The organism is Pseudomonas lyxosi (assembly GCF_047758685.1).
Classification (GTDB): domain Bacteria; phylum Pseudomonadota; class Gammaproteobacteria; order Pseudomonadales; family Pseudomonadaceae; genus Aquipseudomonas; species Aquipseudomonas lyxosi.
This window is the reverse complement of record NZ_CP180481.1, coordinates 6,105,724-6,128,121: the sequence shown is the minus strand read 5'-3', so window position 1 is coordinate 6,128,121 and position 22,398 is coordinate 6,105,724. Positions and strand designations below refer to the sequence as shown.

At 60.2% G+C, this 22,398-nt stretch carries 18 protein-coding genes; 6 read left to right on the top strand and 12 right to left on the bottom strand.

The annotated features are described in order from the left end of the window. Positions 1-77 precede the first annotated feature (77 nt). The 4 genes from ccoP to ccoN are packed head-to-tail and all read right to left on the bottom strand — an operon-like array spanning position 78 to position 3,287. Complete coding sequence (gene ccoP, locus ACMXYI_RS28145) at positions 78-1,031, bottom strand: cytochrome-c oxidase, cbb3-type subunit III (protein WP_415770251.1); 954 nt, start codon at positions 1,029-1,031, stop codon at positions 78-80. Continuing rightward, a complete protein-coding gene (locus ACMXYI_RS28140; RefSeq protein WP_415773992.1) occupies positions 1,028-1,228 on the bottom strand; it encodes a cbb3-type cytochrome oxidase subunit 3 in 201 nt (66 codons plus the stop codon). The genes ccoP and ACMXYI_RS28140 overlap by 4 nt, the downstream gene beginning before the upstream one ends. A 15-nt stretch (positions 1,229-1,243) precedes the next feature. Then, the gene (gene ccoO / locus ACMXYI_RS28135; protein WP_150655306.1) at positions 1,244-1,852 is read right to left on the bottom strand and encodes a cytochrome-c oxidase, cbb3-type subunit II; all 609 of its coding nucleotides are present in this window, start codon (positions 1,850-1,852) and stop codon (positions 1,244-1,246) included. Positions 1,853-1,862: 10 nt separating this feature from the next. Beyond that, positions 1,863-3,287 carry a cytochrome-c oxidase, cbb3-type subunit I gene (gene ccoN, locus ACMXYI_RS28130; protein ID WP_046057047.1) on the bottom strand — a complete coding sequence of 475 codons (1,425 nt, stop codon included), beginning with the start codon at positions 3,285-3,287 and terminating at the stop codon, positions 1,863-1,865. 109 nt (positions 3,288-3,396) lie between these two features. On the opposite strand from ccoN, the gene ACMXYI_RS28125 reads away from it, so the two are divergent. After that, positions 3,397-4,086, top strand: a complete 690-nt coding sequence (locus tag ACMXYI_RS28125) for an alpha/beta family hydrolase (RefSeq protein WP_415770248.1) — start codon at positions 3,397-3,399, stop codon at positions 4,084-4,086. A 42-nt stretch (positions 4,087-4,128) separates the two neighbouring features. Here ACMXYI_RS28125 and ACMXYI_RS28120 read toward each other — a convergent pair whose 3' ends face one another. The 4 genes from ACMXYI_RS28120 to acnA form a co-directional block, all read right to left on the bottom strand. Further along, positions 4,129-5,298, bottom strand: coding sequence for an IS4 family transposase (locus ACMXYI_RS28120; RefSeq protein WP_415768078.1), 1,170 nt, complete (start codon positions 5,296-5,298; stop codon positions 4,129-4,131). Between the two features lie 206 nt (positions 5,299-5,504). Further along, positions 5,505-7,070, bottom strand: coding sequence for a methyl-accepting chemotaxis protein (locus ACMXYI_RS28115; protein ID WP_415770246.1), 1,566 nt, complete (start codon positions 7,068-7,070; stop codon positions 5,505-5,507). 103 nt (positions 7,071-7,173) lie between these two features. Next, positions 7,174-7,965 (bottom strand): CPBP family intramembrane glutamic endopeptidase, encoded by a 792-nt coding sequence (locus ACMXYI_RS28110; protein WP_415770244.1) that lies wholly within the window; start codon positions 7,963-7,965, stop codon positions 7,174-7,176. A gap of 244 nt (positions 7,966-8,209) precedes the next feature. Beyond that, positions 8,210-10,951, bottom strand: a complete 2,742-nt coding sequence (gene acnA / locus ACMXYI_RS28105; RefSeq protein WP_415770242.1) for an aconitate hydratase AcnA — start codon at positions 10,949-10,951, stop codon at positions 8,210-8,212. A 222-nt stretch (positions 10,952-11,173) separates the two neighbouring features. On the opposite strand from acnA, the gene rlmM reads away from it, so the two are divergent. Next, positions 11,174-12,247, top strand: coding sequence for a 23S rRNA (cytidine(2498)-2'-O)-methyltransferase RlmM (rlmM, locus tag ACMXYI_RS28100; protein WP_129442892.1), 1,074 nt, complete (start codon positions 11,174-11,176; stop codon positions 12,245-12,247). Positions 12,248-12,430: 183 nt separating this feature from the next. Continuing rightward, positions 12,431-12,682 (top strand): sulfurtransferase TusA, encoded by a 252-nt coding sequence (gene tusA, locus ACMXYI_RS28095; RefSeq protein WP_007907805.1) that lies wholly within the window; start codon positions 12,431-12,433, stop codon positions 12,680-12,682. On the opposite strand, the gene ACMXYI_RS28090 is transcribed toward tusA, so the two are convergent. After that, positions 12,679-14,097 carry an MATE family efflux transporter gene (locus tag ACMXYI_RS28090; protein ID WP_415770240.1) on the bottom strand — a complete coding sequence of 473 codons (1,419 nt, stop codon included), beginning with the start codon at positions 14,095-14,097 and terminating at the stop codon, positions 12,679-12,681. The two genes, tusA and ACMXYI_RS28090, sit on opposite strands and share 4 nt — an antisense overlap. 175 nt (positions 14,098-14,272) lie before the next feature. Between ACMXYI_RS28090 and pdxB the strand changes: the two genes are divergently transcribed. Then, positions 14,273-15,418 (top strand): 4-phosphoerythronate dehydrogenase PdxB, encoded by a 1,146-nt coding sequence (gene pdxB / locus ACMXYI_RS28085; RefSeq protein ID WP_415770238.1) that lies wholly within the window; start codon positions 14,273-14,275, stop codon positions 15,416-15,418. A 69-nt stretch (positions 15,419-15,487) separates the two neighbouring features. Here the strand turns inward: pdxB and ACMXYI_RS28080 are convergent, their stop codons facing one another. Further along, entirely contained in the window at positions 15,488-15,667 is a 180-nt protein-coding gene (locus ACMXYI_RS28080) for a PA1571 family protein (RefSeq protein WP_033061931.1), read from the bottom strand. Positions 15,668-15,927: 260 nt separating this feature from the next. On the opposite strand from ACMXYI_RS28080, the gene ACMXYI_RS28075 reads away from it, so the two are divergent. Continuing rightward, a complete protein-coding gene (locus ACMXYI_RS28075; RefSeq protein ID WP_415770236.1) occupies positions 15,928-17,721 on the top strand; it encodes an ABC transporter transmembrane domain-containing protein in 1,794 nt (597 codons plus the stop codon). 77 nt (positions 17,722-17,798) lie between these two features. Here the strand turns inward: ACMXYI_RS28075 and ACMXYI_RS28070 are convergent, their stop codons facing one another. Then, positions 17,799-19,727 (bottom strand): transglycosylase SLT domain-containing protein, encoded by a 1,929-nt coding sequence (locus ACMXYI_RS28070; RefSeq protein WP_415770234.1) that lies wholly within the window; start codon positions 19,725-19,727, stop codon positions 17,799-17,801. A gap of 213 nt (positions 19,728-19,940) precedes the next feature. On the opposite strand from ACMXYI_RS28070, the gene ACMXYI_RS28065 reads away from it, so the two are divergent. Further along, entirely contained in the window at positions 19,941-21,860 is a 1,920-nt protein-coding gene (locus ACMXYI_RS28065) for an ATP-binding cassette domain-containing protein (RefSeq protein ID WP_415770232.1), read from the top strand. Positions 21,861-21,926: 66 nt separating this feature from the next. Here ACMXYI_RS28065 and ACMXYI_RS28060 read toward each other — a convergent pair whose 3' ends face one another. Next, the gene (locus ACMXYI_RS28060) at positions 21,927-22,364 is read right to left on the bottom strand and encodes a universal stress protein (protein ID WP_008151425.1); all 438 of its coding nucleotides are present in this window, start codon (positions 22,362-22,364) and stop codon (positions 21,927-21,929) included. Positions 22,365-22,398 lie beyond the last annotated feature (34 nt).

Genomic DNA, 22,398 nt, shown 5'->3' with positions numbered 1-22,398 from the left:
GAGGGGTGCGACACTTGGTCGCAAAGGGGCAGGGAACTGCCGCATCCGGGAGAATGCGGCAGCAGAGCGGTCGAGATTTATTCGTGTTTGCCTTCAGCCTGCAAACGCTCGGTGCTCAGCCCATGAGACAGGCTGTAAACGTAAGCGGCCAGCAATTGCACCTTGTCGTTGCCGAGCAGTTCGTTTTGCGCCGGCATATGGCCCTGGCGACCATGGCGAATGGTCTGTTGCAGTTGCGCCAGGCTTGTTCCGTAGATAAAACCGGCCGGTTGCGTCAGATTCGGCGCGCCCATGGCTTCGGTACCTTGGCCGTTTGCCCCATGGCAGGCTACGCACATCGTGCTGAACGCTTGCTGTCCGGCGTGCAGGTCGGCACCGCTTTCGGCAGGCAACGGCAGGCCGGCCAGATCATGGCGCACATAAGTCGCGACGTTCTTCACGCCGGCATCACCAAGGATTTCACCCCAGGCCGGCATCGCAGCCATGCGACCGCCCATGATCGTGGTTTTGATGGTGTCGGCGTTGCCGCCCCAGCGCCAGCTGTTGTCAGCCAGATTGGGGAACCCGAAAGCGCCCTTGGCATCCGAGCCGTGGCAGACCGCGCAATTGGAGGCAAACAGGCGACCGCCCATTTTCAACGCTAGCGGGTCCGCCGCCACTTCTTCCACGGGCATCGCCGCGAATTTGGCGAAGATCGGACCGAACTTCGCATCGGCCTTGTTCATCTCCTTTTCCCACTCGTGGACACCGGTCCAGCCGTCCTCGTAACCCGGCAGAATGCCTTTCCAGTTGCCCAGGCCGGGGTAAAGCACCAGATAGCCCACGGCGAACACCAGCGTGCCGGCGAACAGCATGAACCACCACTGCGGCAGCGGATTGTCGTACTCCTCGATGCCGTCGAAACTGTGGCCCATGGTCTGGTCGACGCTGCCCTTGGTTTCGCCCTTGCGGGTGCCGATCAGCAACCAGGTCAGGCCGATCAGGCTGCCGATGGTCAGTACGCAGATCCACGTACTCCAGAAGGTGGTCATGGCCGGGTACTCCTTGTTTCAGGTTCTTGGGTGACGTCATCGGGTAGCGGTTCATCGGCGAACGGCAGCAAACGCGCTTCGGCGAATTCCGGATTGCGCTTGCCGTTGAACACCCACAGCGTCAGGCCGACGAAGGCCACGAACACCACGACCGTGCCCAGGCCGCGGATCATTCCACTGCTCATTTCACTTATGATTTCAAAGGGCATGGCTCACCTCTTGCTCTTGATGGACGTGCCGAGCACTTGCAGGTAAGCGACCAGCGCGTCCATTTCGGTTTTGCCCTTGAGCGAGGCGACTGAGCCGGCGATGTCGTCGTCGGTGTACGGCACGCCCAACGTGCGCATGGCGCGGATCTTGGTTTCGGTGTGGCTGCTGTCGAGTTGATTGGCCACCAGCCACGGATAGCCGGGCATTTTCGATTCCGGCACTACGTTGCGCGGGTTGTACAAGTGCGCACGGTGCCAGTCTTCGGAGTAGCGACCGCCGACCCGGGCCAGGTCCGGACCGGTACGTTTCGAGCCCCACAGGAACGGGTGATCCCAGACACTTTCACCGGCCACCGAATAGTGGCCGTAGCGTTCGGTCTCGGCGCGGAACGGACGGATCATCTGCGAGTGGCAACCGACGCAGCCTTCGCGGATGTAGATGTCGCGACCTTCCAGTTGCAGCGCGGTGTAGGGCTTCATGCCTTCCACCGGCTTATTGGTCACGTCCTGGAAGAACAGCGGGACGATCTGGGTCAGACCGCCAATGCTCACGGCCAGCACCATCAGCAACATCAGCAGGCCGACGTTTTTCTCGATTGTTTCGTGTTTCATGGCGGCCTCCTCAGGCGATCTGCGCAGCAGCGGCGACTTCGGCAGGCTGCGAGGCCCGAACGGTGCGCCAGGTGTTGTAGGCCATCAGCAACATGCCGCTGAAGAAGATCGCACCGCCTACCAGGCGCACGACGAAGCCTGGGTGGCTGGCCACCAGGGTTTCGACGAAGGAGTAGGTCAGCGTGCCGTCTTCGTTGACAGCGCGCCACATGAGGCCCTGGGCGATGCCGTTGACCCACATGGACGCGATGTAGAGCACGGTGCCGATGGTGGCGAGCCAGAAGTGCGCGTTGATCAGGCCGATGCTGTGCATCTGCGTGCGACCGAAGATTTTCGGGATCATGTGGTACAGCGCGCCGATCGAGATCATCGCGACCCAACCGAGGGCGCCGGCATGCACGTGGCCGATGGTCCAGTCGGTGTAGTGGGAGAGGGCGTTGACCGTTTTGATGGCCATCATCGGCCCTTCGAAGGTCGACATGCCGTAGAACGCCAGCGAGACCACGAGGAAGCGCAGGATCGGGTCGCTGCGCAACTTATGCCAGGCGCCCGAAAGCGTCATCATCCCGTTGATCATCCCGCCCCAGCTCGGCGCCAGCAGGATCAGCGACATCACCATGCCCAGCGACTGTGCCCAGTCCGGCAGCGCGGTGTAGTGCAAGTGGTGCGGACCGGCCCAGATGTACAGGGTGATCAGCGCCCAGAAGTGCACGATCGACAAGCGATAGGAATACACCGGGCGTTCGGCCTGTTTCGGCACGAAGTAGTACATCATCCCGAGGAAACCGGCAGTGAGGAAAAAGCCTACGGCGTTGTGCCCGTACCACCACTGAACCATGGCATCGGTCGCACCGGCGTACACCGAGTAGGACTTGGTGAAACTCACCGGCAGTTCAAGGTTGTTGACGATGTGCAGAATCGCCACGGTGATGATGAACGCACCGAAGAACCAGTTGCCGACGTAGATGTGCTTGGTCTTGCGCTGCATGATCGTGCCGAAGAACACCACGGCGTAGGCGACCCAGACAATGGTGATCAGGATGTCGATCGGCCATTCCAGTTCGGCGTATTCCTTGGAGCTGGTGTAACCCAGCGGCAGACTGATCGCCGCCAGCAAGATCACCACTTGCCAGCCCCAGAAGCAGAACGCGGCGATTTTCGGTGCGAACAATTGGGTCTGGCAGGTGCGCTGCACCGAATAGAACGAACTGGCGAACAGGGCGCAACCGCCAAAGGCGAAGATCACTGCGTTGGTGTGCAACGGGCGCAGGCGCCCGAAGCTGGTCCACGGCAGATTGAAGTTGAGTTCAGGCCAGACCAATTGAGCCGCGAGAAAAACCCCGAGCCCCATGCCGACGATGCCCCACACCACCGTCATAATGGCGAATTGGCGGACCACCTTGTAGTTGTAGGCGGTACTGATAGAAGTGTTCATGGTTCCCCATCCACGGTTCAGCCGAAGTGAAGGCCTGTCTTTGCGAGTAAGCCGCACGGCAGACGCTCCCTTCGCCTGGAGTTATAGGCAGACTAAAAGCGAGGCAAGCATGGACAAAGAGCACAAGGCCAGTATTGACGGGGATCAATGGGCGCGGTGTGTGCGGGATCATGGATGGTTGTGGAGTGAGGCGGCTTCAAAGACCTCGGCGGAACCTGTGACGCTGATTCTCGCTCATGGCGCCGGGGCACCAATGGACAGCGGCTGGATGAACGACATGGCTGCGCGCCTTGCTGCATCCGGGATCAACGTGCTGCGCTTCGAGTTTCCGTACATGGCGCAACGGCGTGTTGATGGGGGTAAACGTCCACCGAACCCGGCACCGAAACTGCTCGAGTGTTGGCGTGAGGTCTATGGCGTGGTGCGACGCCATGTCGCTGGGCGTCTGGCCATTGGCGGCAAGTCCATGGGTGGGCGGATGGCGAGTTTGTTGGTGGATGAACTAGAGGCCGATGCTTTGGTGTGCCTCGGGTATCCGTTTTATGCGGTGGGGAAACCGGAGAAGCCTCGGGTTGAGCATTTGGCCGCGCTTCAGACGCCGACGTTGATCGTGCAGGGCGAGCGGGATGCGTTGGGGAATCGTGAGGCCGTTGAGGCTTACACGTTGGCGCCAGGGATCGAGATGTTCTGGCTGGTTGCGGGAGATCATGACTTGAAGCCGTTGAAGGCTTCCGGGTTTACCCATGAGCAGCATTTGGCGGTTGCGGCGAGCAAGGTAGCTGCATTTTTAGGCCAGTGATCGTTCCCACGCTCCGCGTCACTAGTGTCCGGTAAAACCTTTTCAAAGCTGAAGGCTGCCTTGGGCAGCCTTCAGCTTTGTTCGCTTTTGCCTTCGCTGTTCAAGGTGTTCAATGCTTAATGGGCGTTCGAACAAGCTGTGGGTTAGCCGAATGGCAAAGTCTGAAATAGATCCCGAGCAACCTGAACGGCGCTGATAAAGATGCAGCAAAAGATAGGTAATCAAGGCGCTGTAGATCTGCAAACGAACGGCATTTTCAGAGAAGCCGAAATACCGTTTGAGCTTGAGGTTTTGCTTGATCCACTTAAAAAACAGTTCGATCTGCCAACGTTGTTTGTACAGATCGGCGATCTCCTCCGCTGAGCGAGAGAAGTCGTTGGTGACCAGAATCAATGGCGTTTCGTGGTCCTCTCGGCGGATCTGAACCCGACGCACAGCCTGATTTTGGTAGAGATTCGGACGTCGAGTGTTCAGGTATTTCTTCCCGAACAATACCGATTCGTCCGCCTCAATGAATTCGGGTGCATCCTTTTCCCTCAAATTTTCTACCGGCTTTAGATTGGCGTTTTTCTTCAGTCGGGTGACGAAGAAAGAACCCATCTGATCAATCTGGTGCCACCAGTTGTAGTCGCAGTAACCCTTGTCGAAAACGTACGTCATACCTGCTTCAAGCGGCATGGTCAGGGCATCGCTCAGATCGTTGACGTTGGCGGCGGTGATGTTTACGTAAGTCGGGGCTGTTTGCTGTGGATCGATGGCCACATGTACCTTCAAGCCTTGGGTTATGCGGGTTTTCGTCGCGGTGGTCCATTCGTCAAAACCGGGTCCGCGCAGGCTGATCGAGGTCGAATCGATCAGGGTGATCATGGCTTCGAGCGACTTGCGCTGCTTGCGGCCAATGCCTTGAAGCAAGTGCTCACAGGCCAGCCGAAACGGCTCTGAGCTGCGCTTGTTCAACGCATCACAAAGGGTCGAACGCACCATGTTCTTGGCGTTGAGGTGGTGGCGATGGGGTTGCAGCGACTGCGAGGCTGTCGCCAACGTACGCAAGCTTTTGGCTTGCGTCAGCTGACCGTAAATCAGCGTGACGAGCAGATCCCAGGACGTGAATTGTTTGGCGTAACGATCAGCGCCACAGCGTTTGACGGCGGCTTTGAAGAGCTGATGAGGAAGGGCTTGAAGCATTTGCGCAAATCGAGTGCTGCTGAACATGGGCGAAAATCAAGTCTGAAAACCTGATTATTGCTTACGAAGCAGGCACAGCAAGGGGGAGCAAGCTCCCCCTTCGGTTTTTACCGGACACTAGTGACGCTCCGCGTGGGAATGCAGCCCGGGACGCTCCGCGTCCCAACAGCGGACGCAGAGCGTCCATTGAGGCATTCCCACGCAGAGCGTGGGAACGATCAGGCGAGGCGCAATCAGCGGTTAAACCGCTCCACCAACGAATACTGAGTATTCGCCGTCTTCGTCAGCTCTTCACTCAACAACGCCGAGTGTTGAGCCTGTTCCGACGTCTGATCCGCCAGGTGCGAGATGTTGCTGATGTTGCGGCTGATCTCTTCGGCGACAGCACTTTGCTCTTCGGTCGCCGCTGCGATCTGGGTGGTCATATCGGTGATGTTGGCCACCGCTTCGCTGATGCCCACCAGTGCCTTATCCGCTTCCAGTACCCGCGCGACACCTTCTTCGGCCTGGCGATGCCCGGCTTCCATGGTTTGCACCGCGGTGCTGGCGGTCTGTTGCAGCTTGGCGATCAAAGCGTGGATCTGCCCGGTGGATTCGCTGGTGCGCTGCGCCAGTTGGCGAACTTCGTCGGCAACCACCGCAAAGCCACGACCCATCTCGCCGGCACGAGCAGCTTCGATAGCCGCGTTCAACGCCAACAGGTTGGTCTGGTCGGCGATGCCTTTGATCACATCGACCACGCCACCGATTTCGTCGCTGTCCTTGGCCAGTTGGGTCACGGTCAGCCCGGTTTCACCGACCACCACCGACAGGCGCTGGATGGCTTCGCGGGTTTCCCCGGCGATGTCGCGACCGCGACCGGTCAGGCGATTGGCTTCCTGAGTCGCATCGGCCGTGCGCTGTACGTGGCTGGCGACTTCTTGAGTGGTGGCGGCCATCTGGTTGACGGCGGTGGCCACTTGCTCGGTCTCGACGCGCTGGCGTTCCAGGCCGGTGGAGCTGCTGTGAGCCAGGGCGTCAGACTGTTTCGCCTGGTCGCTGAGGTGCTCGGCGGTGTCCTGCAGGCGCGTCAGGCAGGTTTTCAGGCGGGCTTCCTGGCTGAGGATCGACATTTCCAGACGTGCTTGAGCGCCGCGACTGTCGGTGTACATCTGCGCGATCAGCGGGTCGGAGGTCGTCTGCCCGGCCAGGTGCAGCAGACGCTTGAGGCCGCGCTGTTGCCAGCTCAACCCCAGCAGGCCCAATGGCACCGACAGGCCGGCGGCCAACGCAAAACCCCATTGGGAATTGAGCGACGTACCGATCATGAAACTCAGCTGGCTGACCAGAATGAACGGCAGCCAGTCCTGCAGCACCGGCAGCCATTTGTCCGTTGAAGGAATCGCCGACTTGCCCTGGTTGATGCGTTGGTAGAGCGCTTCGGCACGGCGGATCTGCTCGGCGGTGGGTTTGACCCGCACCGATTCGTAACCGACCACCTGATTGCCTTCGAAAACCGGCGTGACATAGGCGTTAACCCAGTAGTGATCACCGGTCTTGCAGCGATTCTTGACAATGCCCATCCATGGCAAGCCTTGTTTCAGTGTGCCCCACATGTGCGCGAATACCGCGGCCGGGACGTCAGGGTGACGGACCAGGTTATGCGGCGCACGGATCAGCTCTTCACGAGAAAACCCGCTGATCTCGACGAAAGCGTCGTTGCAGTAGGTGATCACGCCCTTGGCATCGGTGGTGGAAATCAACCGTTGCTGAGCCGGGAAGGTCCGTTCGCGTTGTGTAATAGGCTGGTTGTTACGCATGGCTTTTTCAATCCGCAAGGCTTTGACGGGTTGTCGGCATCGTCAGTCATTTATTGAGATTATTTTTCATTAATCGGTGGCTCGTCGCAAAACGACCCTTGCGTCAGCCGGCGAGCATCGGATAGGTGAACAGCCCGAAGTGCAGGAGGTTCAGGCCGAAATGGGTGGCGATGGCCGCACCCAAGCCACCAAAACGGTAGGCCAGACCATAGCCGACACCCGCCAGGCTCGCCAGCAACACCCATTGCCAGCCGGCACCCACATGCACCAGGCCGAACAGCAGCGAGGCGAGGAGCAGGGCGAGGTTTTCACCGTAGGGCAGGTTTTTGAAGCACCGGGTCAGACCGCCCTGGATGTAACCGCGAAAGAGTGCTTCCTCGACCAGCGTCACCAGCAGCAGGTTGTTCAGCGTCCATAACCAGGCTTGATCGGGCCACTTCGGTGCCCAACTGATCACGCCCAGCAACAGCGCGCCGCCCAAGGCCAGCACGGCACTCAGGCACAGCGCCATAGCGGTGGCATAGATGGAAAGGCGCAGCGAACGCCGGCCGACAATCCCCGGGCAGACCAGTAATAGCCAGAAACCGATCAGGGGTTTGTCCAGGTTCAGGTACATGGAAAACGGCACGGCATCGTCGGTGAGTCGCTGAGGGTCGATGGCGCGACCGTTGTAGAAACCGGGAAGCCAGTGCATTGCGAGCGCTAGAGCCATAAAGATAAATAAGGCGTGACCTAGGTAGCGCGCGATGGGGAGCTTTTGTTGGCGGACTGCGAAGCCGGCGAACAGCAGCAACGCGACGGAGATTGCGGCCATCAAGCCGAGGTGACCGTAGGTCAGTGCCAGACCATAGCCAGTAGAAAGCAGGGCCAGGTAGATCCATGGCAGAGTCATCATGTGAAGTCCTTGGTCTTTTGGTCAGCGGATAACCTGTAGCAGCTGCCGAAGGCTGCGTTCGGCTGCGAAGCAGTCGCAAATCAGGCACTGCGGTCTTTCAGATTCATCGTGGATTCAGGGTTTACGACTGCTTCGCAGTCGAACGCAGCCTTCGGCAGCTGCTACATAGAGGCGCGGGATTATAGGGACGCTCGCAACCCAAACAAAAACACCGCCCGAAGGCGGTGTCTGTGTCAGCAGGCTGTTACGACGCAATCAATTGCCGCAACACATAATGCAAAATCCCTCCCGATTTGAAGTACTCCACTTCATTAAGGGTATCGATCCGGCACAACACCTCGACTTTCTCGCGGCTGCCGTCTTCACGGGTGATCACCAGCGTCAGGTTCATCCGCGGCGTCAGTTCGACGCCGGTCAAACCCAGAATATCCAGTGTTTCCTTGCCGGTCAGGTTCAGGCTCTTGCGGTTTTGATCCAGCTTGAACTGCAACGGCAACACGCCCATGCCCACGAGGTTGGAGCGGTGAATCCGTTCGAAACTTTCCGCAATGACCGCTTTGACCCCCAGCAGATTAGTGCCCTTGGCCGCCCAGTCACGACTCGAGCCGGTGCCGTATTCTTGCCCGGCAATCACCACCAGCGGTGTGCCCGAGGCTTGATAACGCATCGCCGCATCGTAGATCGGCATCCTCTCCGCGGTGGGAATGTAAATCGTATTGCCGCCTTCTTCACCGCCGAGCATTTCGTTACGAATGCGGATGTTGGCGAAGGTGCCGCGCATCATCACTTCGTGGTTGCCGCGACGCGAACCATAGGAGTTGAAGTCCCGTGGCTCCACGCCTTTCTCGCGCAAGTAATGGCCTGCGGGGCTGTCGGCCTTGATGTTGCCGGCCGGGGAGATGTGATCGGTGGTTACCGAGTCGCCGAGCAATGCGAGGACTCTGGCACCGGTGACGTCCTTGACCACCGGCGGCGGGCCGCCGATGTCATCGAAGAACGGTGGGTGCTGGATGTAAGTCGAATCGTCCTGCCAGACATACGTCGCCGCTTGCGGCACTTCAATCGCCTGCCATTGCTCATCGCCGGCAAACACTTCGGCGTATTCCTTGTGGAACATCGCGGTGTTGACCTGGTTCACTGCGTCGGCGATCTCTTTGGTGCTTGGCCAGATGTCCCGCAGATACACCAGATTGCCCTCTTTGTCGGTACCCAAAGGCTCGCTGCTGATGTCGATGCGCACCGTGCCGGCCAGCGCATAGGCGACGACCAGCGGCGGGGAGGCCAGCCAGTTGGTTTTCACCAGCGGATGTACGCGACCTTCGAAGTTGCGGTTGCCCGACAGCACCGAGGCGACGGTCAGGTCGGCGGCCTGGATGGCTTTTTCGATCGGCTCCGCCAATGGCCCGGAGTTGCCGATGCACGTGGTGCAGCCGTAACCGACCAAAGCAAAACCCAGTTCATCAAGGTATTGAGTCAGGCCGGCAGCCTTGTAGTAGTCGGTGACCACTTTCGAGCCTGGGGCCAGCGAACTCTTGACCCACGGTTTGCGTTTGAGGCCTTTCTCCACGGCTTTCTTCGCCACCAGGCCGGCGGCCATCATCACACTCGGGTTGGAGGTGTTGGTGCAGGAGGTGATCGCGGCGATCACCACCGCGCCGTTTTTCAATCGATAAACCTGACCGTCGTATTCGTAGTCGGCTTCACCGGCCAGATCGGCATTGCCCACCGCAACGCCACCGCCGCCTTCACTTTCCAGACGGCCGACTTCCTTGCTGGTGGGTTTGAATTGCAGGTCGATGAAGTCAGTGAACGCTTGCGCAACATTTGGCAGCGATACCCGGTCCTGTGGGCGTTTCGGCCCGGCAAGGCTGGCTTCGACGCTGCCCATGTCCAGCGCCAGGCTGTCGGTGAACGCCGGTTCCTGGCCCGGCAGGCGCCACAGGCCCTGGGCTTTGCTGTACGCCTCGACCAGTTTCACGATCTCGCTGGGGCGGCCGGATAAACGCAGGTATTCCAGGGTGATATCGTCCACCGGGAAGAAGCCGCAGGTGGCGCCATACTCCGGGGCCATGTTGGCGATGGTCGCACGGTCCGCCAGCGGCAGGTCGGCGAGGCCATCGCCGTAGAACTCGACGAATTTGCCGACCACGCCTTTCTTGCGCAGCATTTGGGTGACGGTCAGCACCAGGTCGGTGGCGGTGATGCCTTCCTTGAGCTTGCCGGTGAGTTTGAAGCCGATCACTTCCGGGATCAGCATCGACACCGGTTGGCCAAGCATCGCCGCTTCCGCTTCGATCCCGCCGACGCCCCAGCCGAGCACGCCGAGGCCGTTGATCATGGTGGTGTGGGAGTCGGTGCCGACCAGGGTGTCGGGGAAGGCATACGTGCGGCCGTCCTCGTCCTTGGTCCAGACCGTGCGCCCCAGGTATTCCAGATTCACCTGGTGGCAGATCCCGGTGCCCGGCGGCACCACGCTGAAGTTGTCGAAGGCGCTTTGGCCCCAGCGCAGGAACGCATAACGTTCACCGTTGCGCTGCATTTCGATGTCGACGTTCTGTTCGAAGGCGCTGCTGCTGGCGAACTTGTCGACCATCACCGAGTGGTCGATGACCAGATCCACCGGGGAGAGCGGGTTGATTCGCTGCGGGTCGCCGCCGGCCTTCGCCATCGCGGCGCGCATGGCGGCCAGGTCGACCACGGCGGGAACGCCGGTAAAGTCCTGCATTAATACCCGCGCGGGACGGTATTGAATTTCACGGTCGGAGCGACGCTCCTTGAGCCAGGCGGCAATCGCTCTGAGGTCGGCGCCGGTGACGGTTTTTTCATCTTCCCAGCGCAGCAGGTTTTCCAGCAGCACTTTCAACGACATCGGTAGCTTGTCGAGATCACCGAGGCTTTTGGCAGCGTCGGGCAGACTGAAATAATGGTAGGTCTTGTCGTCGACTTGCAGGGTTTTAAGGGTGTTCAGGCTATTAAGGGACGGCATTACGATCACTCCTTTGAGTCCGCACGGCTACGGACTGAGGGGACGGGCAGAGCATTAAAACTAGCCCTGTTTTAAGTAGCTGGCTAATAACTGGACTCTATCGGCAAGTCCGAGGTTCCGAACTCGGCTATCATGCGCCGGTTTTCGTGACAGGCTTTGCTTCAACGCAAGCCTGGGCATCGCGCAGTGGTTGAATTTCTCGCCATCTGCCCAGGAGTAAGAATGAACACCCTCTTTATGCATTGCCGGCCGGGCTTCGAAAGCGAAGTCTGTTCCGAGATATCCGAACACGCCGCGCGGCTGAACGTGGCCGGTTATGCCAAGGCCAAGACCGCCAGCGCCTGCGCCGAATTCATCTGCACCGAAGAAGACGGTGCCGAGCGTCTGATGCGTGGCCAGCGATTCGCCGATCTGATCTTCCCGCGGCAGTGGGCTCGCGGGATCTTCATCGATCTGCCGGAAACCGACCGCATCAGCGTGATCCTCGCCCACATGGCGGACTTCCCGCTGTGCGGCAGCCTGTGGCTGGAAATGGTCGACACCAACGATGGCAAGGAACTGTCGAACTTCTGCAAGAAGTTCGAAGGCCACCTGCGCAAGGCGCTGATGGCCGCTGGCAAACTGGTTGAAGATGCCCACAAGCCGCGTCTGCTGCTGACCTTCAAAAGTGGCCGTGAAGTGTTCATGGGCCTGGCCGAGTCGAACAACTCGGCGATGTGGCCGATGGGCATCCCGCGTCTGAAGTTTCCGCGTGAGGCGCCGAGCCGTTCGACGCTAAAGCTGGAAGAGGCGTGGCACCACTTCATCCCGCGCGATCAGTGGGATGAGCGTCTGCACAGCGACATGACCGGCGTCGACCTTGGCGCCGCACCCGGCGGCTGGACCTGGCAACTGGTCAACCGCGGCATGCTGGTGACCGCAATCGACAACGGCCCGATGGCCGAAAGCCTGATGGACACTGGTCTGGTGCAACACTTGATGGCTGACGGTTTCACCTTCAAGCCCAAGCAACCGGTGGACTGGATGGTCTGCGACATCGTCGAGAAACCGGCGCGCAACGCCGCGATGCTGGAAGAATGGATTGGCGAGGGGCATTGCCGCGAAGCGGTGGTCAACCTCAAACTGCCGATGAAACAGCGTTACGCCGAAGTGAAGCGCTTGCTGGAACGCATTGCCGATGGGTTCAAGGAACGCGGCATTCGGGTCGAGATCGGCTGCAAGCAGCTGTACCACGACCGCGAAGAAGTAACCTGCCACCTGCGCCGACTCGACGTAAAGAAACCCAAGTCCCGCTGACTTTGCACCGATCGTACCCACGCTCTGCGTGGGAATGCCGCCGGGGACGCTCCGCGTTCCGCCTTTGGATGTGACGCAGAGCGTCACGGGATGCATTCCCACGCAGAGCGTGGGAACGATCAGCTGCCAGTGACTAGACCCCCGGCAATGCGCGACAATGCCGGCAAGTTTCAGGAGTGAATCATGAGTGAAATGATTGATACGCCGGTTGACGGCACCCTCGACGCCACCGGTCTCAACTGCCCGGAACCGGTGATGATGCTGCACCAGCACATTCGTGACCTGGTGCCCGGCGGCCTGCTCAAGGTGATTGCCACCGACCCGTCGACCCGTCGCGACATTCCCAAGTTCTGCGTGTTTCTGGACCACGAACTGGTCGCGCAGCACGAAGAGGCAGGCACCTACCTCTACTGGATCCGCAAGAAACTCGCTTAACCCGCCGACTGACTGATGCGGATCCGCTTGCGTGCACTGCGCGTCAGGCGGATCGACAGCATCAACGCCGCGCAACTCAAGCCCACGATCAAACCCTGCCACAGCCCGCTCGGGCCGCTCGGGCCGCTCGGCGCGCCGAGCCAATCGGTCAGGCCCAGCGCGTAACCCACCGGCAAACCAATCCCCCAGTAAGCGAACAGTGTCAGGATCATCGTCACCCGCGTGTCCTGATAGCCGCGCAACGCGCCAGCAGCCGTCACCTGGATCGCATCGGAAAACTGGAACAGCGCCGAATACACAATCAGCATCGCCGCGACCTGAATCACCGTCGGATCAGCCGTGTAGATCGTTGCGATGTGTTCACGCAGCAACAGCATCATGCTCGCGGAAATGCACGCATAGGCCAGCGCCGTGCCCATGCCGACACCGGCGGCGAAGCGTGCTTCACGCGGCTCCTGACGGCCGAGCGCCTGGCCGACCCGCACGGTCACGGCCATGCCGAGGGAGTAGGGGATCATGAACACCAGCGAGCTGAAGTTCAGCGCGATCTGATGCCCGGCCACCACCGTCGCACCGAGGCTGCCGATCAGCAGCGCAATCACAGCGAAGATGCTCGACTCGGCGAACACCGCGATGCCGATCGGCAGGCCGATGCCCAGCAGGCGTTTGATCACCGACCACTGCGGCCAGTCGAAACGGCTGAACAACTCACTCGACCGATACGCCGGCGCCCAGCGCTCCCAGCCGGCCATGCCCAGCGCCATCACCCACATCACGATCGCCGTGGCCCAGCCGCAACCGACACCGCCCATGGCCGGCACACCGAAGTGGCCATAGATGAAGACGTAGTTCAGCGGAATGTTCAGCGCCAGCCCGCACAGACCCAGCACCATGGCCGGACGTGTACGCCCCAGGCCGTCGCTGAAGCAGCGCAGCACATGGTAGAACGCGACGGCGGGCAAACCGCTGGCGATGCCATGCAGGTATTGCATGCACGGGCCGATCAATTCAGGGTCGACCTTCATGATGTGCAAAATCGGTTCGGCGCTGAACAACATGCCAGTCGCCATCAACCCCACCACCAGCGCCAGCCATAGTGCCTGGCGCACGATCGGGCCGATCTCGCTGTGGGTGCCGGCGCCGAAACGTTGCGCGACTTTCGGGGTCGTGGCCAACAGCGTGCCGGTCATCAACAGAAACACCGGCACCCAAATCGAGTTGCCCAGCGCCACGGCCGCCAGATCCCGTGGCCCGACCCGGCCCGCCATCACCGCATCGACGAAGCCCATGGCGGTGGTCGCCAGTTGCGCGATCATGATCGGCAAGGCCAGGCCGAGCAGGTTTTTCAGCTCCAGGCGAACCCGGGCCGGGCGGGTGAGGGAAATGGCGGCGGGGCGGTCAGTCACGGAATTCAAGGGCGAAACGTCCAAAGATGTTGATGCGCAAGGCGGCGCATTCTACGCCCTGACGCAGTGGTCAGGAAAAGTCCTGTGTTGCGGATTTGTAATCGGATTTTGAATGTTTCTGCATCCCCGGTGGCTCATCACCTCCATCTCCGCCTACACTGCCGATCCGCCAAAGGAGCCTGCCATGCTGATTGTTGCCGACGAAAATATCCCGCTGCTCGATGCCTTCTTCGAAGGTTTCGGTGAAATCCGCCGGGTGCCGGGACGTTCCATTGACCGCGCCACTGTCGAACAGGCTGATGTGCTGCTGGTGCGCTCGGTGACCAACGTTAACCGCGCGCTGCTCGAAGGCAGCAAGGTACGCTTTGTCGGCACCTGCACCATCGGCACGGATCACCTGGATCTGGATTACTTTCAGCGGGCTGGCATCACCTGGTCCAGTGCGCCCGGCTGCAACGCCCGGGGCGTGGTCGACTACGTGCTCGGCAGTCTGCTGACCCTGGCCGAAATCGAAGGCGCCGACCTGACTCAACGCACCTACGGCGTCGTCGGTGCCGGTGAAGTGGGCGGCCGCTTGGTCAAGGTTCTGCAAGGTCTGGGCTGGAACGTGCTGGTCTGCGATCCGCCAAGGCAAGCCGCAGAAGGTGGCTATTACGTCAGCCTCGAACAGATCATCGAGCAGTGCGATGTCATCAGCCTGCACACGCCGTTGAAGAAACACGGCGCCCAGTCGACCTGGCATCTGTTCGATAAAAATCGTTTGAACCAGCTCAAACCCGGCACCTGGCTGATCAACGCCAGTCGTGGCCCGGTGGTGGACAATGCCGCGCTGCGCCAGGTGCTGCTGCAACGCGAAGACCTGCAAGCAGTGCTGGATGTCTGGGAAGGTGAGCCTGAGGTCGATGTGGCACTGGCCGAACTCTGCGTGCTGGCGACGCCGCACATTGCCGGTTACAGCCTCGACGGCAGACAGCGTGGGACCGCGCAGATCTATCAAGCCTATTGCGATTTTCTCGGGCAAGCGGCCCAGATCAGCTTGAGCGATTTGCTGCCCGCACCCTGGTTGTCGCAAGTGACCTTGAACGCTAACAGCGATCCGGCCTGGTCGCTGGCCATGTTGTGCCGTGGCGTGTACGACCCGCGCCGTGATGATGCGGATTTCCGTCGCAGCCTTGTCGGCAATGTGAACGAGCAGCGTGCGGCGTTTGATTCACTGCGCAAGCATTATCCGCTGCGGCGTGAGATCGATGGGTTGCAGGTGCGCATTGATGGCGATTCGCCTGCGTTGCTGAAGATAGTGGCGGCACTCGGTGCGCAGGCGATCCGATAACTGCACCCTCGAAAAACAGGCATAAAAAACCCGGCCATCAGAGGCCGGGTCAAGAAGACGGTGGCTATATCACTTTTGTTCGGCAGGCTTGACCAATCGCTTTTCCAGTTCGCGGCAAGCGTCCTGGATCATGCCTTCAGTGATCGGTACTTCGCGCCCGTCCTTATCGATAATTGAGCAACCCAGAGACTGGTCTGGCTGTGTGCGGATCACTTCAATTTTGTCTTCGCTGCTGTTTTGCAAGGACATGGCCTGTCTCCTCATCAGGTTGTGTGCTTACTATAGAACCGCCAGGTGACCGGGCTGTGACAACTCCCTGCGATCTTTCCAGAGCGGCAACATCAGTCCACCAGAAATAACACGGTGTTGCCACCCGGACTTTAGACCAATACCGTCTAGGACCTAGGCTTTGTGGTCATATTTAACCTGACTCATTATGATTTACAGCGTTCAAGCCCATCGACCGGTGTAGGCTTGATCGCGTCAAACCCTACTGGTTGCGCCATCGAATGATCTCCATCCTCTCTTCCCGTCATCGGCGCGCCATGCGCCTGGCCCTGCGTTTCATCGCGCCTTATCGCTGGCCGGCCGTCGGTGCCTTGCTCGCATTGATCGTCACGGCGGGCATCACCTTGTCTATGGGGCAGGGGATTCGCCTGCTGGTGGATCAGGGTTTCATGACCCAATCGCCGCATTTGCTCAACCAGTCCATCGGTCTGTTTATGTTGCTGGTGGTCGGGTTGGCGATTGGCACCTTCGCGCGTTTTTACCTGGTCTCATGGATCGGCGAACGCGTTGTCGCGGACATCCGCCGTCAGGTGTTCAACCATTTGATCTACCTGCATCCCGGGTTCTACGAAGACAACCGCAGCTCCGAGATCCAGTCGCGATTGACCGCTGACACCACGCTGCTGCAATCGGTGATTGGCTCTTCGCTGTCGCTGTTTTTGCGCAATCTGTTGATGGTGATCGGCGGGATCGTCCTGCTGTTCATCACCAACCCCAAGCTCACCAGCATCGTGGTGGTCGCGTTGCCGTTGGTGATCGCGCCGATCCTGATCTTCGGCCGTCGGGTGCGTAGCCTGTCACGCCTGAGCCAGGACCGGATTGCCGATATCGGCAGCTATGTTTCCGAAACCCTGGGCCAGATCAAAACCGTGCAGGCCTACAACCATCAGGTCCAGGATGAGCAGCGCTTTGCCGCAACGGTGGAGGAGGCCTTCAACACCGCTCGCAAGCGGATCTTCCAGCGGGCCTGGCTGATTACCCTGGTGATCGTACTGGTGCTTGGCGCGGTCGGAGTGATGCTCTGGGTCGGCGGAATGGATGTCATCGCCGGGCGGATTTCCGCGGGCGAGCTGGCGGCGTTTGTGTTTTACAGCCTGATTGTCGGCAGCGCATTCGGCACGTTGAGCGAAGTAATCGGCGAACTGCAGCGTGCGGCCGGCGCCGCCGAGCGGATTGCCGAGTTGCTGCGCTCAGAAAACATTATCCAGTCACCAACTACTGGCCTGGTGACCTTGCCTGAACGGGTGAAGGGTGACCTGGTGCTGCAAGACGTGCGCTTTTCCTACCCGTCGCGTCCCGAAAGCTTCGCGGTCGATGGTTTGAATCTGACGATCAATGCCGGTGAAACCCTCGCGTTGGTCGGGCCGTCCGGTGCCGGCAAGTCAACGGTGTATGACTTGCTGCTGCGCTTTTACGACCCGGCCGAAGGACGCATCCTGCTTGATGGCGTGCCGCTGACTCAACTCGATCCGCTGGACCTGCGCCGCTGCTTTGCCCTGGTCTCGCAATCCCCGGCGCTGTTCTTTGGCAGCATCGAAGAGAACATCCGCTACGGCAACCCGACGGCAACCCTGGCTCAGGTTCAGGAAGCGGCGAAAATCGCTTACGCCCACGACTTCATCGAACAAATGCCCAACGGCTACCAGACCCACCTTGGCGACGGTGGCCTCGGTTTGTCCGGCGGTCAACGCCAACGCCTGGCCATCGCCCGGGCGCTGCTGGTGGACGCGCCGATCCTGCTGCTGGACGAAGCCACCAGCGCCCTCGACGCCCAGAGCGAATACCTGATCCAGCAAGCCCTGCCAAGCCTGATGAAAAACCGCACCACGCTGGTCATCGCCCACCGGCTGGCCACGGTGAAAAACGCTGACCGGATCGCGGTGATGGACCAAGGGAAACTGGTGGCGGTGGGGACGCATCAGGAATTGATTGCGAGTAATGCGTTGTATGCGCGGTTGGCGGCGTTGCAGTTCAGTGATGGGCACAGCGCTCTCACCGACCCGGTAACCGACTAAGTAACCGACCCGGTAGAGCCCAAAAAAATGCCCGCATCAATCGATGTGGGCATTTTTGTCAGTGCTTCAAAGCAGGTTCATTGATCGTCAAAGTAGCGCTCATGCCAATCCACCAGCGGCTGCGGTGAGTTGAGCTTCTGGCCGTAGATCACTGAGTACGACAGCACGTTTTGCACGTACTGGCGGGTTTCGTCGAACGGAATGCTTTCCACCCATACGTCGAAGCTCAGGTGGTCCGCACCACGCAGCCACTGGCGCACGCGGCCGGGGCCGGCGTTGTAGGCGGCGGAGGCGAGGACGCGGTTGCCGTTGAACTGGCTGTGGACCTGGCTCAGGTAAGCGGCGCCGAGTTGGATGTTCTTGTCCGGATCGAACACTTGCTGCGGGGAGGCCAGGGGAATGCTGAACTTGCGCGCAGTTTCCTTGGCGGTGCCGGGCATCAGTTGCATCAGGCCGCTGGCGCCGACGCCGGAACGGGCGTCGGCCATGAAGGCACTTTCCTGACGGGTGATAGCGAACACCCAGCTCGAATGCAGGCCGCGAACCTTGGCTTCGCGCACCAGGGTTTCGCGGTGGGCCATCGGGAAACGGATGTCCAGGTCGTCCCAGTACTGCGCCTGACTGATGGTGCGGATCGCCGGGAAATACCATTTCAGGTCATAGGCCAGTTTCGCCTGGGCGACCATTTCGTCGCGGCTGAAGTGGCGGCTGACGTGGTACCACTCGCGGCGACCATCGACGATCTGCCCGCGAGCGTGAAACTCAAGCGCCCGACGCACGCCCGGTGTATTGCGGACCTTGTTGATCAGCGCCTGGCTGAGCACCAACGGTTTGTTGTTCAGCGAGTAGGGCAACTGCGAGCGATCCGCCGCGAGGAAGCCGTAAAAATCACGCTCGCGGGCGAGGCCTTTATACAGCGTCTGCGCTTCCGGGTTCTGCGGCTGCGCCAGTTCCAGGCTGCGGGCCTGCCAATAGCGCCAGCGGTTGGTGGTCGCCAGATCCTGCGGCAAACGGCGGGTCAATTGATAGGCATCGTCCCAGCGGGCCAGGCGCAGCAGCAGGCGCAAACGCCATTCGGAAACCGTGTTGTCACGCAGTTCCGGGTCGTACTTGGTCATCACGTCCAGCGCACGAGGGTCGAAGCGGCGGGCGAGGGTCAAGCCGATTTCACGGGCGATGGCCACTTTCTCATCACGGGAGAAGTGCATGCTGCTGGCGTAACCGTCGAGCAGCTCCATGGCCTTGTCCGGGTCTTGCTTGGCCAAGCGGCGCAGGCCGAGGCTGACGATGTCAGACATCGGTTCATCGGCCGGGGTGAAGCGCGACGGCTGGTTGAGCAGCTCGGGTTTCTGCGCCACATCCACCAGCAAGCGGCCGCGAGGGGCGAGGGTGGTCAGGCCGTTGACCAGGCTGTTGGCCAGCGGATAGTTGCGCGCCTGGGCGGCTAACTTGGTGCGCTCCCAGCGTTTCTGCTCGGTCAACTGGCCTTCGGCAGCCCATTGCCCAAACAGCGCATCGCACGCGGCGGGTTGGGATTTGCCGGTCAGCCAGAGTTTATTGGCGTTGGCGTAACCTTCGGCTTTCTGGTTATGCCCGATCTGATACTGCGCGTTCAGGCAATCCAGTTCGGTGAAATTGAGCTTGGGGTCGTAGTACTTGACGAAAGTCGCCCAGTCGCCGCGTTCGGTCAGCCAACGCAACCAGCGCAACTTCATCCAGTTGGCCTGGGGCAGGTCACCGTGCTCGGCGAGGAATTTCTCGATTTCGGCATTGCTCGCGGTTTTAAGGCGGGCGGTCAGTTCGTCATACGCCAGGTACGGCTCCAGCGGGTAATCGCTGAGGGCCTGGCTGTAACGGAAATAAGGACCGGTATCCCCTTTGGCGAGGGCACGCTTGGCTTCATCGTAATACTGGCGCTGGGTGGACAGGTCCACCGCCTGGGCGGTTTGAACGGCAGTGGCAGAAAGAAGAAAACAGGATAAAAGACTGAAAAGGCGACTGCGCATGAGACGTCCGGGCAGAGAAATCATGACAAGTGCGGGCATGGCCTGCACTGAATTGTCTGTAGCTTAGCCTTTTGCCAGCAGCGGGCGAAAGCTTTGCCGGCCTGTCAGCATCAGTTCGCAACATTTGTCATGCAGAGTGTCGCGAAGGTGAAATTGCCGGCCTTCTGAAGCCTCAAGTCAGGTAGAATGCGCGCCCGGTTTTTGGAGAAGCTCATGACCCTGCTCAAATTCAGCGATGTGTCCCTTGCTTTCGGCGCTATGCCGTTGTTGGACAAGGTGTCCTGGCAGATCGCCCGTGGTGAGCGGGTGTGCATCATTGGCCGCAATGGCACTGGCAAGTCCAGCATGATGAAGCTCGTCAAGGGCGACCAGAAGCCTGATGAAGGCTCCGTTTGGCGCGCACCTGGCCTCAAGATTGGCGAATTGCCGCAAGAATTGCCGGTAGCCGACGAGCGGACCGTGTTCGACGTGGTGGCCGAAGGCCTGGACGGTGTCGGCGAGCTGCTCGCGCAGTATCACCACCTCAGCCAGAACATCGTCACCGACGCCGACCTGGATAAACTGATGCACGTCCAGCACGACCTCGAAGCCCGTGATGGCTGGCGTTTGCAGCAATTGGTCGACAGCACGTTGAGCCGTCTGCAGTTGCCGGCCGACAAGACCCTCGCCGAATTGTCCGGCGGCTGGCGTCGTCGCGTCCTGCTGGCTCAGGCTCTGGTTTCCGAACCCGATCTGCTGCTGCTCGACGAACCGACCAACCACCTGGACATCGGTGCAATTGCCTGGCTCGAAGAAGCGCTGAAGGATTTCCAGGGCGCCGTGCTGTTCATCACGCACGACCGTTCATTCCTGCAGAACCTCGCGACCCGCATTCTCGAACTGGATCGCGGTGGCCTGATCGACTGGAACGGCGACTACGCCAGTTTCCTCGTGCACAAGGAAGCGAGTCTGGCTGCCGAAGAAACCGCCAACGCGCTGTTCGACAAAAAACTGGCCCAGGAAGAAGTCTGGATCCGCCAGGGCATCAAGGCGCGTCGCACCCGTAACGAAGGCCGCGTACGCGCACTGAAAGCCCTGCGCGTCGAGCGTAGCGAGCGTCGTGAACGCACCGGCAAGGCTAATATTCAGCTGGACACCGCTGATAAATCCGGCAAGCAGGTGATGGTCCTCGAGAACGTAAGTTTCGCTCACCCGGGTGGCCCGTTCCTGATCAAGGATTTCTCGATGGTCCTGACGCGCGGCGACCGTATCGGTCTGCTGGGCGCCAACGGTACCGGCAAGACCACGCTGCTGAAGCTGATGCTCAGCGGTCTGCAGCCAACCAGCGGCACAGTGGAAGAGGGGACTCGCATCGACGTGGCCTACTTCGACCAGTTGCGCCATCAGCTGGACCTGGAAAAGACTGTAATTGACAACGTTGCAGAAGGTCGCGACTTCATCGATATCGATGGTCAGAGCCGTCACGTGCTGAGCTACCTCGGCGACTTCCTGTTCAGCCCGCAGCGTGCCCGCACGCCGGTGAAGGCGCTGTCAGGTGGTGAACGTGCGCGTCTGTTGCTGGCGAAACTGTTCAGCAAACCAGCGAACCTGCTGGTCCTCGACGAACCGACCAACGACCTCGACGTCGAAACCCTCGAGTTGCTGGAAGAGGTCTTGCTGACCTTCAACGGCACCGTGCTGATGGTCAGCCACGACCGGGCATTCCTCGACAACGTGGTCACCAGCACCCTGGTCTTCGAAGGTGAAGGCAAGGTTCGCGAATACGTCGGTGGTTATCAGGACTGGCTGCGTCAGGGCGGCTCGCCGCGCCTGCTGGGCGTGACTGAGAGCAAGTCCGGCAAAGCCGACCTGACCTCCGCGGTCGTGACGGCCGAAGCTGCGCCAGTTGCTGCGGTAGTCGAAGCGCCGGTGGCGAAGAAGAAGCTCAGCTACAAGTTGCAGCGTGAGCTGGAAATGTTGCCGGGTCAGATCGAAGCCATGGAACAGCAGATCGCTACCGTTGAGGCGCAAATGGCTGATGCCGGTTTCTATCAGCGTCCTGCTGCCGAGACCGCTGCAGTGATTGCTCAGTTGGAGCAGTTGCAGGCTGAGCTCGAAGTAATGGTCGAGCGCTGGGCCGAGCTGGATGCCTGATTGATCCTGCTATAAAAAAGCCCGGCGTTCAGTGATGAACGCCGGGCTTTTCGTAGGCACTGTGGTTTAGCTTTTGATCAGGCGCACCGCGAGCACATCACAGGGCGCACCATGCAGCACGTCATTGGCAGTTGAGCCCAGCAGCAATGCCAGGCCGTGTCGGCCATGGCTGCCCACCACGATCAGGTCGCAGGTTTGTTCCTTGGCCAGGTGGTGGATCTCCTGGCGTGGCTGGCCGTAGGTCAGGTGGCTGTATTCCTTGGAGAGTTCCGGATACTTCACGATCAGCCGGTCCAGGCGTTCCTTGGCCTGATCGAACTGCTGTTGTTGCAGTTGTGACAGGTCCATGGGGACGTCGCCACCAAAGGCCATGGCCATTGGCTCGACAATATGCACCAGGGACAGCTTCGCCCCGTTGCTCACCGACAGTTCGCGAGCGCGGTGGATTACAGGATCGCACTCTTCGGTTAGATCTACAGCGACCAGAATGTGGTTGTAGGGCATGAGGTGCTCCTCCTGAGGGTTGCAATATTGGTAA